Annotated in this window: 14 protein-coding genes; 12 read left to right on the top strand and 2 right to left on the bottom strand. The window is 60.3% G+C overall.

The features are described from left to right. The first annotated feature begins 390 nt into the window (after positions 1 to 390). The 4 genes from ASE89_RS12345 (at position 391) to ASE89_RS12330 (ending at position 3,788) form a co-directional block, all read left to right on the top strand. Complete coding sequence (locus ASE89_RS12345; protein WP_056678165.1) at positions 391 to 837, top strand: DUF736 domain-containing protein; 447 nt, start codon at positions 391 to 393, stop codon at positions 835 to 837. A gap of 79 nt (positions 838 to 916) precedes the next feature. Then, on the top strand, positions 917 to 2,005 hold the full coding sequence (locus tag ASE89_RS12340; protein WP_082451469.1) for a DUF2493 domain-containing protein: 1,089 nt from the start codon (positions 917 to 919) through the stop codon (positions 2,003 to 2,005). 576 nt (positions 2,006 to 2,581) lie between these two features. Next, complete coding sequence (locus ASE89_RS12335; protein WP_056678162.1) at positions 2,582 to 2,890, top strand: hypothetical protein; 309 nt, start codon at positions 2,582 to 2,584, stop codon at positions 2,888 to 2,890. Positions 2,891 to 3,278: 388 nt separating this feature from the next. Beyond that, the gene (locus ASE89_RS12330) at positions 3,279 to 3,788 is read left to right on the top strand and encodes a hypothetical protein (RefSeq protein ID WP_056678161.1); all 510 of its coding nucleotides are present in this window, start codon (positions 3,279 to 3,281) and stop codon (positions 3,786 to 3,788) included. Positions 3,789 to 4,036: 248 nt separating this feature from the next. Here ASE89_RS12330 and ASE89_RS12325 read toward each other — a convergent pair whose 3' ends face one another. After that, complete coding sequence (locus tag ASE89_RS12325; protein ID WP_056678159.1) at positions 4,037 to 4,261, bottom strand: hypothetical protein; 225 nt, start codon at positions 4,259 to 4,261, stop codon at positions 4,037 to 4,039. Between the two features lie 544 nt (positions 4,262 to 4,805). Here ASE89_RS12325 and ASE89_RS20445 point away from each other — a divergent pair. From ASE89_RS20445 to ASE89_RS20440, 8 genes are all read left to right on the top strand, one after another. Continuing rightward, positions 4,806 to 5,093: a hypothetical protein gene (locus ASE89_RS20445; protein WP_156363465.1), complete on the top strand. Its 288-nt coding sequence runs from the start codon at positions 4,806 to 4,808 to the stop codon at positions 5,091 to 5,093. Continuing rightward, the gene (locus ASE89_RS12315; protein ID WP_056678155.1) at positions 5,083 to 7,416 is read left to right on the top strand and encodes a type IV secretion system DNA-binding domain-containing protein; all 2,334 of its coding nucleotides are present in this window, start codon (positions 5,083 to 5,085) and stop codon (positions 7,414 to 7,416) included. Before ASE89_RS20445 ends, ASE89_RS12315 begins: the two co-directional genes overlap by 11 nt. Before the next feature lie 2 nt (positions 7,417 to 7,418). Continuing rightward, positions 7,419 to 10,679 (top strand): MobF family relaxase, encoded by a 3,261-nt coding sequence (gene mobF, locus ASE89_RS12310; protein WP_056678153.1) that lies wholly within the window; start codon positions 7,419 to 7,421, stop codon positions 10,677 to 10,679. A gap of 52 nt (positions 10,680 to 10,731) precedes the next feature. Then, positions 10,732 to 11,235, top strand: coding sequence for a DUF2726 domain-containing protein (locus ASE89_RS12305; protein ID WP_056678151.1), 504 nt, complete (start codon positions 10,732 to 10,734; stop codon positions 11,233 to 11,235). A gap of 427 nt (positions 11,236 to 11,662) precedes the next feature. Beyond that, positions 11,663 to 11,965 (top strand): hypothetical protein, encoded by a 303-nt coding sequence (locus ASE89_RS12300; protein WP_056678148.1) that lies wholly within the window; start codon positions 11,663 to 11,665, stop codon positions 11,963 to 11,965. Next, positions 11,955 to 12,713 (top strand): hypothetical protein, encoded by a 759-nt coding sequence (locus ASE89_RS12295; protein WP_082451468.1) that lies wholly within the window; start codon positions 11,955 to 11,957, stop codon positions 12,711 to 12,713. Before ASE89_RS12300 ends, ASE89_RS12295 begins: the two co-directional genes overlap by 11 nt. A gap of 821 nt (positions 12,714 to 13,534) precedes the next feature. Then, a complete protein-coding gene (locus tag ASE89_RS19870; protein ID WP_082451467.1) occupies positions 13,535 to 14,218 on the top strand; it encodes a ParA family protein in 684 nt (227 codons plus the stop codon). Continuing rightward, on the top strand, positions 14,215 to 14,565 hold the full coding sequence (locus ASE89_RS20440) for a hypothetical protein (RefSeq protein ID WP_132834017.1): 351 nt from the start codon (positions 14,215 to 14,217) through the stop codon (positions 14,563 to 14,565). The genes ASE89_RS19870 and ASE89_RS20440 overlap by 4 nt, the downstream gene beginning before the upstream one ends. Positions 14,566 to 14,648: 83 nt before the next feature. Here the strand turns inward: ASE89_RS20440 and ASE89_RS12290 are convergent, their stop codons facing one another. Beyond that, positions 14,649 to 15,752, bottom strand: coding sequence for a hypothetical protein (locus ASE89_RS12290; protein ID WP_056678147.1), 1,104 nt, complete (start codon positions 15,750 to 15,752; stop codon positions 14,649 to 14,651). Between the last annotated feature and the right edge of the window lie 178 nt (positions 15,753 to 15,930).

The following is a 15,930-nucleotide window of genomic DNA, read 5'->3' as shown; positions in this document are numbered from 1 at the left end:
CAAGAATACCGGGCCTGAAGGCCCTACGGTTTCCACCGCTAAAGCGGCGGAGCCTCCGTCATTCGTGTTGACCCCGCTAGCCGTGCCTGCCTCTTGAGCCCCTGCGAGGACGGCTCCGGGTGCGATGAGAACAAAGGCCGGGCCTTGCCCATAAGCACGGTAGAAACAGAATTGCTCGCTACCGCGATCAATGCGTCTTTGATTTGTTATTTACGCCCCCTAGTCGGGGGCTTCTTTATGCTCGGACTCACCGTGTACGATGATTAGGCGTCAAGTAATCAATCAGGTTGGTCAGATAGAGTGGAGGGGATAAAAAGAAGATGCCGGAGGGGAAAGCCCCCAAGCACCGGCAAACAGGGGGATAGGACCCCGCAACGTGGAGTGAATACTATGAAAATTGGTTCTTTCAAGTCGGTCGGCGGTCAGCTCCTCGGTTCGGTCGCAACGGCAACCATCGACCTCGCGCGCCTTGGCCTCCGTCCCGTCGAGAGCATGAACGACAAGGCCCCCGCGTTCGAGATCATGGTTTTGAACGTCGCGAAGCGTTGGGTGCAGATCGGCGCGCTCTGGGAAATGACCAGCAATAGCAGTGGCGAAGTTTTCTATCAGGGCAAGCTGGACGACCCCAGCATCAGTGAACCCCTCCAGATCATGCTTTTCGGCAATAACGAGGAAGGTTTCCGCGTCGTCTGGAACCGCCCGACCACGCGCCGCGAAAATCTGGACGGCACGCGCCAGAACCGCCGCAAGGCATCGGATGACGGTTTCGGCACCGGCAACGCCACCGACAACGGCCAGCTTTCCGAGCCGCTAAACGACGAAATCCCCGCGTTCTAAGACCACCCAAACGGGCGGGGAGAGGGGTGCAACCCTCCCCCGACCCTAGCCGCCTACCCCTGCCAACGGAGTCAGACCAATGACGAAGAAAACGACCTCCCCGCGCCTTACCAGCTCTGCCGACTTGGGCGAAGCCATGAACGGCACCAACGCCACGCCCGCGACCGACAGCGCGTCCGACGACGCGACCGACCCCCGCACGGCAGAGATTGCCGAGAGCATGGCCGAAGACACCGCGACAACCAATTTTCAGGAAGCGTTCGGCGACGTTGGCGCGCTTTCGATCGTCGAAATGGGCGACGAGCGCGCCGAACTCGACATGCCCGAGCCGATCGAGGCGCAGCACGATTGCGCGGCGATCATGGCAACCCTTTTCGACCTGTTCCGCGACACCCGCCTAGAGACCAGCGCACAGGCGATCGCTTGGGGTTTCGTAAACTCGTTTCACTACGAAGCGCAGAAACTGGAACGTGAGGAAGACACGCTGTGTCGCGACCTTGGCGAGATGACGCGCCGCTATGATCCGTCCGAGATTTACGCCGTTGAAATGGAGGAATTGCAACTCCGCGCGCAGACCAAGACCGAACAGCGCGCCGCCATCGAATGCATGCGCGACTATGCCGCCGACTGCTACCGGGCACAGTCCGGCCACCCTTGGTCCCCCGCGCGCGGATCGAAGGTTTCCAGCGGAGGGACCGCAAGCCAGATTGCCGCCCTCGATTTCCTGAAGGCCCGCGCGCAGGACCACCGCGAAAAGCGCAACCCCACCGGCCCGCTTGTCGTCTTTTCGGGCGGTCAGGAGTGGCACGACTTTAAACAGCTTTGGGACCGCCTCGACCAGATCAAAGCCCGTATCCCGCACATGACGCTTTGCACCACCGCGCAGCGTAAAGGGTGCGACATGATCGCGGCAGCATGGGCCGCAAGCCGTGGCGTTACCGTGGTTGCCTTCACACCGCAGACGGGCCGCTATGGCAACCGCGCCGGGTTCGTTCGCAACGAGCAGCTTGTAAAACTCGCCCCCGTCGAAGCCATCGTTTGCCAAGGTTCCGGCCTGCAATCGAACCTGTTGCAGACCTTGAAGGACGCCCGCGTCCCGACCCACGCCTTCCGTATCGACGGACAGGCACCGGCACCGACCGCAACCAAGCGGCAGGCAATCGGCTAACCCTATCCGGGCGGCGCAGCCGAGAGCGCGCCGCCCCTCCCCTTTCCTTGGCAGGAAACACTAGGCCAGCGGCGGGCGAAATCCCCGCGCTGGCCCCTTTTTGTCAGCGTTGCTGTGGGGGGAACCCTACGGTTCCCCCCATGCCAGGCGACCGGCCGCGCGACGTCCTTGGCACGGCCCCGTCGGGCCGCACCTGGACGCCGCGCAGCCGGTCGCCTTCCCCCCTCCGGTAATGCGCTGCCGCAGCTTGAGAAGCATCGCGAACGAGCTGCCCGACCGTCCGGTTTGGGGCTGGCGCGGGACCCGGCTCGCTCGCATCGGTCAGGCCCTTCAGCCAGCCCTTCGCTACGCCTCGGCCGGGGCAGCGCCAGTGCGGGCATCAAGCCCGCCCTGGCGCTGCTGCCGCGGGGAAAATCTATCTCAAGTCGTCCTATTATCCCGGGCGGCGCGACAAGCCTCAAGGGACGGCAGGGCCCCACCATTTTTCTGCGAAAAATCGTTGCCCCTACCGCCGCTAAAGCGGTCGCAAGAGCGATCCCTTGACCCTCGCCGCGCCGCCCTAATCCGGAATGCGTCTTGAAGAAGAAGGAGGACGATATGCAAGTCGCGTTGTTCAGAGCACTAAGATCGGCTAATATAGACGATGAGGCAGCGGCAAAGGCAGTCGTCGTCGTCGAGGAGCAGATCGACATGGCCGTGGGTCGCGCAATTGAGCCGTTGAAGCAGCAAATCGCGGGTCTGGAGGTAAAGCTGGAAAGCGGCCTCAAGGGTATGCAGACCTCAATCGACGGACTTAAATGGTACATCATCGGGCTCGGCTCACTGATGACGGGAGCAATCGCGATCGGGGCTGCGCTCACCGCCTACGCCCAGTTCATCAAATGACCGCGGGAGGGGCTTTGGCTCCTCCCTTCATCGTCTAATACTCAAAGGGCCATCCGGGCGATCGGGTGGCCCTTTTCCGTTGCTGGTTTCGACGGGCGTGCGGCGCCGGCTCGCTCGCTTCGGTACGGCCCCGTCGGGCCTCCCCTGGCTACGCATCGGCCGGGGAAGCGCCGGTGCGGGCATCGAGCCCGCCCCGGCGCTGCTGACGCGGTTTTCCAACGTCTGACAGTCATACCCTGCACGCCTCGCTCGCCTGCGCGCAGCGGCCTTTCGCCCGTGCGCTGACTACGCGTCGCGGCATCGACGGTGGTGCTCGATCACAGGCGTCGCGAAACCTCTCCGGAGAGGAGGGAGGGAGAGATTTGCGGTTTCAACGAAGGATGTCACTATGACCATTACGTTCCGCGTCGAAGACGGCCGCGCCATCCTCGCGCCAATGGCGGCAATCATCACTCCCGACCAGCTCGCATCGCTACGCGATCTGCTTGCCGAGCAATCGCTCCGGTTGGGTTTTGCCATTTTGCTCCCGGGCTACGGCGTCACCGGCGATCCGTGGTTTGAGTTCGACGCCCGCGTCTGCCATCTGTCGCTCGCGACGGTCTCAAAATGCTTCGATCACGACCCTTGTGTCATCGCAATTTTCGACGAGGCTCAGTTCCTTGGTCGACGCGTCCGGGTGGCGCAGACTGAACCCACTGGCGACATTACGATACGCCTCTCTCTGAACCCGGATGCGGCCCCGGAAATAGCTCTCGCAACCCCCCACGCGCTGGCGCTGTTAGACGGCCTTGGGATCGACCGCATGGTCGCCGGCATGGTGCCGATGACGGAGCTTCGCCGGAGGCTGACGGATCCCCGCATCAGGCGTCGCCTCGATTCCGATCCGGACATGGCCTAGAGCATTGAAACGCTGGCGACGATGGCGGCACTGAAACCGATCGAAGGGGAGTACCTGCTGGCGTGGATCTGATCCGTCCCCGTTATCTAAAACGACCGCATGGGACGCCCAGCCTACCGGCTGGCGCGTCCCTTTTTTTTGCCTGATGCCGCCAAGCCGGCGAGGCCCCCCCCCTGCCGAAAAGAGAATGGCCGCACGAGGTAGCAAACCCGTGCGGCCATTAGCGTGGGCCTCGGTCTCGAACCGTCTCAGGCTTTCGCCGTGAGCCGCTTCTTGACCTCGTCCACGCCCAGCGTCTTCACCGACTCCATCAACCGCTCCAGTCGATCCAGCGGGAGCTTGAGCAAACCTACCTTCTCGACCGTCCCAATAGCCGTATCCCGAAGCTTCCTCAGATGCGCCTTTCGGCGATCTGCCAGCTTGCGTTCCTCGGCCTCGATCGCGGCCATTTCAGCGTCCAGTGACTTCGCCATAATACTTGCCTTTTGGTCAGGCTGATCGGGCTCTGAACGGGACCGGTATAGCCATCGATCAGGCGAGGGAAAAGCGCCAACCAACGACCAGCTTCTAACACCAAGGGAAACCCGATGACGATCATCGCAGAACGGTCCCAAGACACCACGCCAGAGCAACCAGTTCGACCGTCATTCCGCCGCGAAGGCGGGCCTCTGCCCCGCGGAAAACCGAGATGCCATCATATCGATACGAAGGACGGGGGAGATCAAATCGACACATGGGAATCGGGACTACAGTAGAGCACACCCTTGCAAGCTTTGCTTGCTTTTCCCGTTGAATATCAGGACCTTAAAAAGACCATGATAGTGTATACAACGTCTTACAGTTTGTCTTACAACGTATTACGCCTCAAAAGCGCAGATTTCCGCCGTTTCCCGCGTAAGACACCGTAATACGGCTTATGCCCAAACCACGATATCGAGCTTGTTGTAGCCGCATTCCACAGCTATAAGGAACGTCCTCCTAAGGACCTATCAGCCTCTCTGCTAGGAGGCTGGTTACTTGAGTACCTCACGCCCTTATACCCTTCGGGTAGCCGGTGAACTGCGTGCCCGTATAGAGGCAGAAGCAGCCAAACTGGAGTGCTCGCCGTCGGACCTAATTCGTCGGGCGATCGAACAACATCTTGATGGCCGAAAGCTGCTTGAAGGCAGCGAGCGACGCCACTTGCGCGTGACCGAATATATGCAGGTCGCGCTCGATGCGATCATCCGCGAAAACCACCCGGAATTGCGCGAGACGCTCGTCCTCGAAGCCGACCGTCGCATGAAGCTTCATCATGGCGCGTGACGACCCAAAAGCGCCCCGCGAGGACATCCGCAACGATCGGCGTCCGATCCCCCAAAAGCACCATAGCGCACGTGGCGAAGCGCCTCGCAATTCGGGCAACTTCACCCGTGGCAGCCAGCTTCTCAATACCCAGGTCCTGATGTGGCTACAGGGTGCCAAAATGCCGATCTACATGTGGCTTGGCACTTTCGTCATCGCCTACTCCACGATCCTCTCGCTCACCCTCGACGAGAACAACATTCAGCTCATTTCGATGCGCATCCTGTCCGGGCTGTGGGACTGGATCTCGTTCGACGAGATGAAGCGCATCAACCTCCGTCTGCCCGACGACAGCGTGCGCCACACCTACATGGGCTACGTGCCTTACGTCCCGGAGGTCATCCTTGCATGGCACAAGGCCGTGAAGGGGTTCATGGGCTCGGTCGCGATTGCCTCGTGCATCACCATCCCGCTGTCGATCTGGTACGTCGACTTCTCGGCCCGTCGCGGCAAGGCGATGATCCAGGAACGCCATGAGCGCGGCGCCATGCTGGTCGAGCGCGATCTGCTCTATTCCGAGATCGCCCAACACAACAGAATCGAGTTCGTGAAGGAGGCCGCAAAACTCTTTCCGGACAAGACGCCGGAACAGGTCCTGAAGCTGAAGTTCAAGGCCCGCAAGATGGGCGGGATCCACCACCCCTACACCGTTGCCGGCATCCCGTTTCCACACCGTCTCGAACAGTCACATTTCATGACGCTCGGCACCACCGGTTCCGGTAAAACGACCGTGTTCCGTAAGCTCCTTCGTGAGATGCGCGAACGCGAAGATACCGCCGTCGTGTTCGACCTGACCGGGGCCTATGTCGAAGCGTTCTACGACCCGACACGTGACACCATTCTCAACCCGGCCGACGCACGGTGCCCGGCCTGGACGATCTTCAATGACTGCCGAACCTATAGCGAGTTTACCGCAGCCGCTGGAGCCCTGATCCCCTCGGACGGCGGGGCGGCCGATCCGTTCTGGGCACTCGCTGCACGTACCCTTTTCATCGAGATGTGCATGAAGCTCATCGAGAAGGGACTGACGTCCAACCAGGCGCTTGCCGACAACCTCATGACCGCTGACCTGAAGCTGGTTCACAAGCATCTTGCCAACACCATCGCCGACCCCATTACGGCCCCCGAAGCGGCCAAGATGGCAGAGTCGATCCGCGCGGTTTTCAATACGAATGCGCAGGTCCTGCGCTTCCTGCCCAACGACGGTCCACAATACTCGATCAAGGACTGGATGACGTCCGAGAAGAAGCCTGGCTCGATCCTATTCATAACCTCCAACTACACCGACCTCGAGATGAACCGGGCACTGCTCACGCTCTGGTCGAACCTCGCCATCCACGCGCTGATGACGATGAAGAAAACCCGCAACCTGCGCACCTGGTTCGTGTTCGACGAACTGGGCGCACTCCACCGCCTTCCGGCTATCGAGGACGGCCTCCAGACCGCCCGTAACTTCGGTGGTGCGATGGTGCTCGGGTTGCACTCGTTCGACAAGCTTACGCAGGTCTACGGCGAGGAAAATGCCCGCAACCTGTCGTCGCTCGCACGCACCAAACTGATCCTCGCCGCAGCCGACCTCGACACTGCTGAACAGGGTGCGCGCTACATTGGTAACCGCGAGATCCGGCAGATGGATGAGGGGTACAGCTATGGTTACAACAACACCCGCGACGCCTCGACCCTGACCCCCCGTAAACAGATCGAGCCGCTGGTCATCCCCGATGACATCATGAATTTGCCCAGCCTGCACGGCTTCGTGAAGTTTCCCGATGGCTTCCCTGCTGCACGCATCCGCCTGGAATGGGAACATTACTCGACCGTCGCCGAGGGCTTCATCGAGCGGAAACCGGCTAAGCCGGACGAGCCTGGAAGGGGGGGTCGCGGAGGTGGTGGCAAGCCGCAGAGTGGCGACGACGATGTTGGACGTGGCGATGTGCCCGGTTTGACAGAAGAAGAGGTTGAGCCGGCAAACGTGGCCAACACCTTCGCCACTAATATCCTGTCGCAGCCGACTGAGAACGAGGTCGACAATTCGCGCGACGCTACACCGGTTGAAGCCACCGCCAGAACCGAACCGCCGGTGCTCGTCCAAGACATGCGTGAGCGTTCCGGCGATGACGATCGCAAGGACCGCGAACGGTCTCTGGAGGGTAAGTCCGTCCAGGCGCGCAGTGAGGACCAGCAGCGCCAGAAAGACGATCCTACGCCGACCGGAGAACGGCCGGAGGACCTGTCGATCCGGGAGGCGCGCGATGCCTTCCCTGATGACGGATACGGGATGTAACGATGCACTCGATCGCATCCGTTAAATCGGCATCCGGCGCCGCAAAATATTTCACCAAGGACGACTTCGTCAGCGGCGAATATTACACCGACGAGAAGGCCGGTGACGTCAGCATGTGGGGCGGTGAAGGCGCTACCGCAGCTGGCCTTACCGGCACCGTTTCGCAGGAGGCATTTGCAAAGGCGCTGAGCGGTGAGCTGCCATCTGGTGAGAAGGTCGAGGTCAGGGACGGTCGGCGTCCCGGTTTCGACCTGACCTTTTCCGCACCGAAGTCGGTGTCGGTAATGGCCTATATCGCTGGGGATAAGCGGATCCTCGGCCCCGATGGCGCCCAGACCAAGGCGGTTCAGCAGACCATGGCCTGGGTCGAGAAGAATATCGCGGCCGGTCGGATCACCAAGGACGGCAGGACCGAAACGGTAAAGACCGGGAATCTGGTCTATGCACTGTTTCAGCACGACACGAGCCGGGCGCTCGATCCTCAAGCGCATATCCACGCGATCGTTGCCAACATGACGCAGATGCCCGACGGCAAATGGCAGGCCCTGGACGCCCAAAAGCTATGGGCCAGCAACACCGTCATCGGCTCGATCTACCATAGCTTCCTCCGCAACGAGTTGGAGAAGCTTGGCTATCAGACCCGGATGGACGGTAAGCATGGCACGTTCGAGATTGTCGGCGTCCCAAAAGCGGTTCTGGAAGTCTTCAGCCAACGACGCGAACAGATCATGGAAAAGGCGGCCGAGCTAGGCATCGTCTCGCCAAAGGGTCGTGATGGCGTAACCGTCAACACGCGCGATCCAAAGCTGAATGTCGAAGACCGCGACGGGCTCGTTCTCGACTGGATGGCGAAAGCAGCGGAGCAAGGCTTTGACGGCAAGAAACTGCTCGAGGGAGCGTTAAAGAACGCCGCCAAGGCGGAGCAACGAGAGAACGCTGGCCCGATAGGGCGCAGCTACACCGTAATCGCGGACGCCGTGAAAGTCGCGATGGATACGGTGTCGGGCTTGCTCCGGTCACCGGACCCACTGGTCGACCGCGGTTTGGTTCGTCTGGCGCAGTCCACCGGCCAGGCTAATGCGCAGCTTGCTCTCGCCTCTGCGATCCGCAGTCTCAGTCAACGCGAAGCGGCGTTCGATAAAGACAAGGTCGCCAAGAAGGCCCTCGACTTCGGCCTCAAGGGCGTCACCATCGATCATGTCGAGGCGAGGGTCGAGCAGCTCACCGAGAAGGGCAAACTCCTATCCGGGGAGATTACCCACCAGGGTCAGAAGGTCGAGGCTGTCACGACACCGGAAGCGCTTCGGACCGAGGAGAGCATCCTTGCGCGGGTCCAGGCGGGTGAAGACGCGGGTGCTCCGATCGTGGCACCCTCGGAAGCGCCAGACCGGCTGCAGGCCGCCTCCCCTCACCCCCTGAACGAAGGACAGCTCGCAGCCGCTACGCTGATCGTCTCGACCTCGGATCGCATCGTCGCGGTCCAAGGCATCGCCGGCGCCGGTAAGTCGACCATGCTGCAGGCGGTTGCCCGCGTCGTTGAGTCCGAGGGCAAATCGGTGATGGGCCTGGCATTCCAGAACAAGATGGTCGCGGACATGAAGGAAGGCATGGCGCGGCCGGACGCCATTCCCACTCGCGAGATGTCGGTCGATCAGATGCAGGATTCTGGGGTCAAAGCCGAGACGATCGCTCACTTTATCTGGCATAACGAAAAGCACGTCACCAACCAGAACACGCCGGAGGCTCAGGCGCGTCGTGACGAGCTGAAGAATACAATCATCGTCGTCGACGAGACGTCGATGGTGTCGAACCGTGACATGCTCAAGATGCTGACGATCGCAGAATCGCTCGGCATCGAGAAAGTCGCACTGATCGGCGATCGCCAGCAGCTCCTCCCGATCGATGCCGGCAAGGCCTTTGCCATGATGCAAGCCGACAAGATCGGCATGGCTCGCATGGATGACAACCTTCGCCAGCAGACTGACCAGCTGCGCACGGTCGCGGCGCTGGCCAACATCGGCAAGGCGGGGCAGGCCATGAAGGTGCTTGGCGACAAAGTCGTCGAGCATGAGGATCCATCGGCGCACGCGTCCGACCTGTGGCTGACCCTGTCGCCGGATGAACGTGCCAACACGGCCATTTTCGCGTCGGGCCGCGAGACCCGTGCAGCGATCAATCAGGCGGTGCAAAAAGGCCTGAAGGACGAGGGCACGCTCAAAGGTGACGGGCTGTCCATTGCCGTCATCCAGAACGTGAACATCGAGCGTGAGGACCTGCGCTACGCCAAGACCTACGAGAAAGGGCAGCGGCTGGAGATCAAGGGCTCGGTGCCGGAGCTTAAACTCGAACGCGGTGTAGCGGAGGTCCGGCGAACCTTTGCCAACGGCAAGGTCGAGATCGTAAAAAACGGTAAGTCGATTAAGTTCAGTCCTCAGAAGATCGATCCGATGATCGACAAGGATCGTATGTCGCTCGCGACGATCGAGACGATCCAGATTCACGAAGGCGACCGGATCCGGTGGACGGATAACGACAAGGAGCGCGGCATCTACAATGCCTCGCTGGCCACGATCGCGGGCATCGAGAACGGTAAGGTCACGGTCGAGCTTGCCAACAAGGACCAGGTCACGCTCGAGCAGAACGATCCGATGATGCAGCGGATGAACCTCGCCTACGCGCTCAACATGCACATGGCGCAGGGCATCACCGTCAACAAAGCTATTACGGTGATGCAGAGCTTCGAGCGTAATCTGTCGAACCAGCGGCTCTTCAACGTCGGTGTCACCCGTATTCGCCTCGACCTGACCATGGTCGTCGACAACCAGCAGAAGCTCGAGCTGCAGCTGGATAAGAACCCCGGTGACAAAACCTCATCGCTGGAAAGCCTCGGCCGCCTCGATATCGATGGTGCTGCTGTACAGACCAAAGCGGCTGACGATGCGCTCACCAAAGCAATGGAGAGCCTCGACGAGGTGAGCAGCGAGAAGATCCTGATCGATCCCGCCAGCCTCGACATAACCGACCTGCCGCCAATGGGCGCGTCGACAACCGACTATTCCGACCTCAAGAACGTCGATTGGGAAATGCCGTCGATTAAGGAAGGCCAGGACGCCGATCGGCGTGATGCTCGCGCCGATCGCAAGGACGACGAGCTCGGCTTGCCTCCACGCGACATGGACGACCTTAGCGCCCTGCCCGCGATGCTCGGATCCGGCGAACAGATCCGCGGCCTTCCCGAGAAAAACCTCAGCTTGGATATGTGAGCGCAGACATGACGATGGAAAGCTATCCTCTCTCTACAAAGGCCCTCTAACCATGGACAAGCATATCGCGATCGTGATCGCCTTGCTTGGCGTGCTCATGATTTTGAAGGCGCTAACGGGCGCTGGCGCTGGCATCGGGGCCAGGCGACCGCTGGCCAAGCGGTTCATGACCCCTCGCGAGCTGGCAATGCTCGATATCCTTGAACGCTGCCTGCCCGAATACCGCTTTCACGCGCAGGTCGCGATGGGCGCGCTGCTGAAGGCCCCTCCCCGACTGATGGGCAAAAGCCATCCTGCCGATCGCAATGCCTTCTCTCAGAAAATCATTGATTTCGTGGCGCAGGACCAAGCAACCGGCGCGATCGTCGCGCTGATCGAGGTCGATGACGCGAGCCACAATGCGCAGCGAGACAGCCGGCGCGACGCAATGACGTCCCATGCCGGCTACCGCACAATTCGCATCGGCCGCCCTGTCCAGCCCCGGGTCCATGAGGTTCGGGTCGCAATCGCGCCGCTTTTCCAGGCTCACGCCATTCAAGGGAACGCTTCGTCATGAACATTGCCGTCGTTCGCAGACTTCGTGCTTTCGAGTACAATTGGATGGCCTCGAGACTACGCTTAGTCCCTATCAGAACAGTGTGCCCAACGACACATCGGGAACAGCGGGAGGTGAGCCATGGGGCTGGCTGACCGCGACTATATGCGAGCGCCACCCAGGCAACGTGGCCGTACAACCCGTCTCGATGCCGCGCCGACCGACGGTGTCATCTGGGAGGCGACGGTCAATTCTTGGCCTGCAGCCAGACCGCGACACCGCCATCGCCGCCTGATGGGGCTGGCACTCTGGATCTCGGGCGGGACTGCCGTCTTCACGGCCCTGTGGGCGATCGCCTGCGCGATGATCGGAGCCCAGTGGCACGGCCAAGGCACCACCTTCACGCCGCACACTACGCAAAGCAATTCACATACCGAGGAGGGTAATCATGCAGCACGCCGAAAGTGAACCGTCGTCGGCCGAGCTGCTGACGCACGTTGCGCCGTCCGACACGGACTTGGCGGACAGCTTCCGGACTCAGTCATTCCACCTGATGCAAGCGCATCCCATCGCCGCTGCGCATCTGGTGCTGGCTGCCGCTTCGATCGCGCCCACCTGCGCGGCCGAGCAAGACGTCGCTGACGAGTTTTCGTTCGTCATCGTCGATTTCGCGCAACAACTCGGTGTTCTCCACCGCCGTGCCGTCAACAGGCGGGCAAAGGAAAACGCGGGGACTGGTCATGGGCATTGATGACCGCGACTATATGCACGAACGCTATCGGGACCGTCAGGGAAAGGCCGCCGCCAAAACAATCTGGAACGATCGCAAAGCAAGCGTCGAGCATCCGCACGACAAACAAGGAAAAGCGGTACCGCTTGGCAGCGCGAGTTGGATCGGAGGCGGTGGCAACGGCAGCGGAGTTGGCCCTGGCTGGTTCGATACAGCCAATCGTCGGTTCGAATATCAGAAGGACCGGCGTCGTCCGAAACGACATGACCGGACGAACCCAGCGCAAAAATGGATATTCCTCCTATGCGCGATTCCCATCTTGATCCCCGCCTACCGTGAGGCAAAACGCTCTGGCTGGTTTCACGATCGCGTGGCTGAACTGCCCTTCCCAGCGTCCGGAACCGTCACGGTCAATAATAGCGTCGATCCAAAGTCGGCGACGTCGAAAATTGGGGTGACAGCGGCGGATGCAAATGTTGTCGTACAACTGTTTGATCGGAAGACCGACGTGCACGTCATCTCCGTCTATGTGAACCGCAACGAGGATGTATCCGTGCCGGTGCCACCCGGCACTTACCGGATTAAAATTATCGAAGGGGACAAATGGCACGGTCCGACGACGTGGTTCGGTACATCGACCACCTATGAGACTGTGGTGCGACCGATGGTCTTCTCACGGCGAACCAGTCGGATGATCGACTTACATCGGTCGCCGGCCGGCAACCTGCACACCAGCATCAACTTTGCCAACCCAAAACCGCTCAATTGAACAAGGGGAAAACACATGAACCGGATACTCGCAAGCCTTGGGATGCTTGCGATCGCCCTCCCCTCCCCTCAAAAGCTCGTTAAGGGCGGCAACGGCATTGTTGGCGACATGGAGGTGTCTTGCGTTGACCGATCGCTAGGGACAATCGCGCTGAGCTAGAAGCGTACGCGGTGAACCCTGCCGACGGGCTCTTTGCCGTTATGGTGGCTCTGATTTGGGTGGCTGACGCACAGAGCGGTGGATCCCCGGGTGTTCCCCCCTCCCCCTTTGCTGAAGCTGTTGGTGTCATAGTCGGGCGATCCCCTGCCCGTCGCCTGCGGAGAGGGTTAGATGGCCTTCAGCGCGAGCGGCAGCTTGCTGCGGGTGGATCGGTCGCTGGCGCAAACAATCAGGCTGCGCTGAAGGCGGCAGATTACCTATTGCATGCAAAGCTGCTCTTTTCCGACAACGATCCTGGCAGCAGCGGTGGCCGTCTAACTCCAGCAGGCCACAACGTACGCCAGTGACGAGGGTGGATATCCGCAGGATATCCATCTGATTTGGCCACCATATGGATATCCAGTTAATATTCTTTGGGTGGCGACCATCTATTGGACACCATATCCATATGCCACTATATCCATATGGCACTATAGACATAGGCTACCATATTCATATGCAACCATATCGCTAGGCGATGCAAAGGCTGCCAAAAGGATATCCATCGTATATGTATTGCGCTATCAATAGGGTTGCGATAGGCGTCCGGCAGCCTATGCGTGGCCAATCGATCGCAATAGGCAATTAGTAGCCTAGTAAAATGTTAATGAGGAAACGCAGGCATGCCAGCGATATCAGTAGCAAACCCGAAAGGGGGTGCCGGCAAAACGACCCTTACGTTCATTCTCGCTGGGGAGTTGGCTCGCAGCGGCGCGTCGGTTGTCGTCGTCGATGCTGATCCAAACGCGATCATAGCGAAGTGGGGCGCCAGGCGTACCGCTGAGGGGAGGGCACTTCCGTTTGAGATCGTAGCAAGCCCTAAAGAGTCAGAGTTAGTAAAAGTGCTCGACGCCCTCACAGAGAAGAACGACTTTGTTTTAATCGATCTTGAGGGGACTGCTTCGCGAATGACATCACGAGCGCTCGCCCGCTCTCACTTGGTACTGATTCCGTTCAATCTCTCGCCGATTGACGCAGAATTAGCAGCTAATGCCGTTGGTTTGATACACGAGGAGGCGGAAGCCTTAGGCCGCGTTATTCCGTACCGCCTCGTCCGGAGTCGTGACAACGCGGCGATTGAGACGAAATCTGCGAAACGAATTACCTCAGCAATCAAGGACGCTGATCTACCCTTGCTCAGCAAGGGACTGGTAGAACGAGCGGCTTACCGTGACGTATTCGATTTTGCATCAACATTGGAAGAACTGACCGATGAAAAGACTTCAGGACTTGCGGCAGCCAAACGAAACGCATTCGAAGTTGCGTACGCAGTCGTAGAGGCTGTGCGTGAGGAGACTGACCGATGAGCGGTTATGGGTTCAAGAAGCCTAATGCGGCATCGGCTGACGAAGTCGCCGACAAACTCAATCTTTCCGGCCTCTCGAAAGCGCCCCTTCGTATCGATCGTGTGAGAGAAGAGGAGGCAGTTGCGCGTGGCGCCGCAATGGGGTTCGTCGATCGCGCCCAGGGGGAGGGCGAGAGTGTCTCAGCTCGACCTAGCCGACGTCGGCGGGAAACCGTCGCTCAGGGAAATCTCTTTATTAAGGGTCCACAAGAAACACTCGACTGGTTCGTTGAATTTACCAACGAGCGTGGTCACCGCTCTTATTGGCAGGCACTTGAGGAACTGCGGGCACTTACCACGAAGGGTTAGGATCCTTCTAGGCACCGAGCCTCCTGCAAGTAAGGCAAGCGAACGGGCTAATAATCTTCGTGGGTATCCAAAAATCGCACTGGCTAGTTTCGTTTATCGAGACTCCGTGTGAGGAGGCGGTCAATCTCTGCCATTGCGATATCAAGATCCGCAGCCGCTGCACAAAGCGGACCGTGATCGAGGGACGCAGACGGCGACGGAGACGAACCGGGGAGGGCAGGGGATACCAAACCTCCCGTTTCGAGCCCAACGAGTCTCGCAGCAGCAAGCGCGCGCGCCTGGATATCGGCACCGGCGCGCGACAAGCTAAGTGCGCGCATGAGCTGCTTGCGCGTGGTCGGACCGAGCGCCGCCAAAAGCGTCCAAGCCTCAAACGCACGGGCGTTGCGGGATAAGCCGGCGAGGGCCTCACGACCGCGACCCAACACCGACTCTATGCGCTCCAAATTCGTGAACGCGGCCAACGCTTCATGCGTGCTATGGTCGACGACCGCGGCAGCCCGCTGGGCATCCGTGACATCGAGGCGAAAGGCCGTGCGCGGGACTATCCCGGTAACCTGTGGGACGATGCCGCGTGCAACAAGCACAAGGTTCAGGGCCCAGCATCCGGCCGGCTCGGACGCAATGTAATGCCGCATCGATCGGGAGGGCAGGGGGAGAAGCGCCTCATGGCCAGAGCCTTCGGCGAAATCGGGCGCGTGGATCAAAAGGTCGACCGCAGCCGCAGCGCGCGCCAGCCCGTGGAGCGGATGATCCGGACCAACGTACGCCACTCCGCAGGCGCCGGTGAGGGGGCCACCGGCAGCCGCCTGCGCCACCGCGTCCTGGGCGGCGTTGAGCAATGCCAGTGCATCCGTCTCGAAACCGCGCGTCGCGTTGACCATGCGAACGACCACCGTCGCAGCGTCGGCTATTGCTGGTTCCCCGTGTGCAGCAAGCCAGAGCACGACGGCGTCGCGGCGGGGGTCGTCGGTCAGGAGGATCGACAGGGCGTCTGTAGAGGGCTGATGGGCGGGGCCGACGTCGCCAATGCCGGCATCGCGTCGATACGCGCGCCACGCGTCGGCCACGGTCGCGAAGCTCGCAACCTTGCGCATTTCTGGGGAGGCAAAGCGGATAGCACCCGCCAATCGACCGAGCGCGTAGCCGAGCGAAGCTTGATCAGCGGACATCATCGCGCCAACCATATGCTAGTAATCACACAATCACTAGGCCGTGCTATCTGCCAACTATATGCACTAACCATAATCGGATATTATGGTAATTATAACGATGTGCTACAAAGGCGAAACGCAGGGTAAATTGGAGCAGCCGGCAGGCGTCGCATGAGTGAGATTGTCGTTCACCGTACAGACGGGGAGGCGC

This window comes from Sphingomonas sp. Leaf30 (assembly GCF_001422525.1).
In the GTDB taxonomy this organism is placed as follows: domain Bacteria; phylum Pseudomonadota; class Alphaproteobacteria; order Sphingomonadales; family Sphingomonadaceae; genus Sphingomonas; species Sphingomonas aerolata.
This window is presented reverse-complemented; position numbering and strand designations above follow the sequence as displayed.

What these genes read in the sequence shown, in the direction of transcription:
- ASE89_RS19870 (WP_082451467.1), top strand. Translation starts at nt 13,535, where the DNA reads ATGCCAGCGATATCAGTAGCAAACCCGAAAGGGGGTGCCGGCAAAACG.
- ASE89_RS20440 (WP_132834017.1), top strand. Translation starts at nt 14,215, where the DNA reads ATGAGCGGTTATGGGTTCAAGAAGCCTAATGCGGCATCGGCTGACGAA.
- ASE89_RS12315 (WP_056678155.1), top strand. Translation starts at nt 5,083, where the DNA reads ATGGCGCGTGACGACCCAAAAGCGCCCCGCGAGGACATCCGCAACGAT.
- ASE89_RS12345 (WP_056678165.1), top strand. Translation starts at nt 391, where the DNA reads ATGAAAATTGGTTCTTTCAAGTCGGTCGGCGGTCAGCTCCTCGGTTCG.
- ASE89_RS12300 (WP_056678148.1), top strand. Translation starts at nt 11,663, where the DNA reads ATGCAGCACGCCGAAAGTGAACCGTCGTCGGCCGAGCTGCTGACGCAC.
- mobF (WP_056678153.1), top strand. Translation starts at nt 7,419, where the DNA reads ATGCACTCGATCGCATCCGTTAAATCGGCATCCGGCGCCGCAAAATAT.
- ASE89_RS12295 (WP_082451468.1), top strand. Translation starts at nt 11,955, where the DNA reads ATGGGCATTGATGACCGCGACTATATGCACGAACGCTATCGGGACCGT.
- ASE89_RS12290 (WP_056678147.1), bottom strand. Translation starts at nt 15,752, where the DNA reads ATGGTTGGCGCGATGATGTCCGCTGATCAAGCTTCGCTCGGCTACGCG.
- ASE89_RS12305 (WP_056678151.1), top strand. Translation starts at nt 10,732, where the DNA reads ATGGACAAGCATATCGCGATCGTGATCGCCTTGCTTGGCGTGCTCATG.
- ASE89_RS12330 (WP_056678161.1), top strand. Translation starts at nt 3,279, where the DNA reads ATGACCATTACGTTCCGCGTCGAAGACGGCCGCGCCATCCTCGCGCCA.
- ASE89_RS12340 (WP_082451469.1), top strand. Translation starts at nt 917, where the DNA reads ATGACGAAGAAAACGACCTCCCCGCGCCTTACCAGCTCTGCCGACTTG.
- ASE89_RS12325 (WP_056678159.1), bottom strand. Translation starts at nt 4,261, where the DNA reads ATGGCGAAGTCACTGGACGCTGAAATGGCCGCGATCGAGGCCGAGGAA.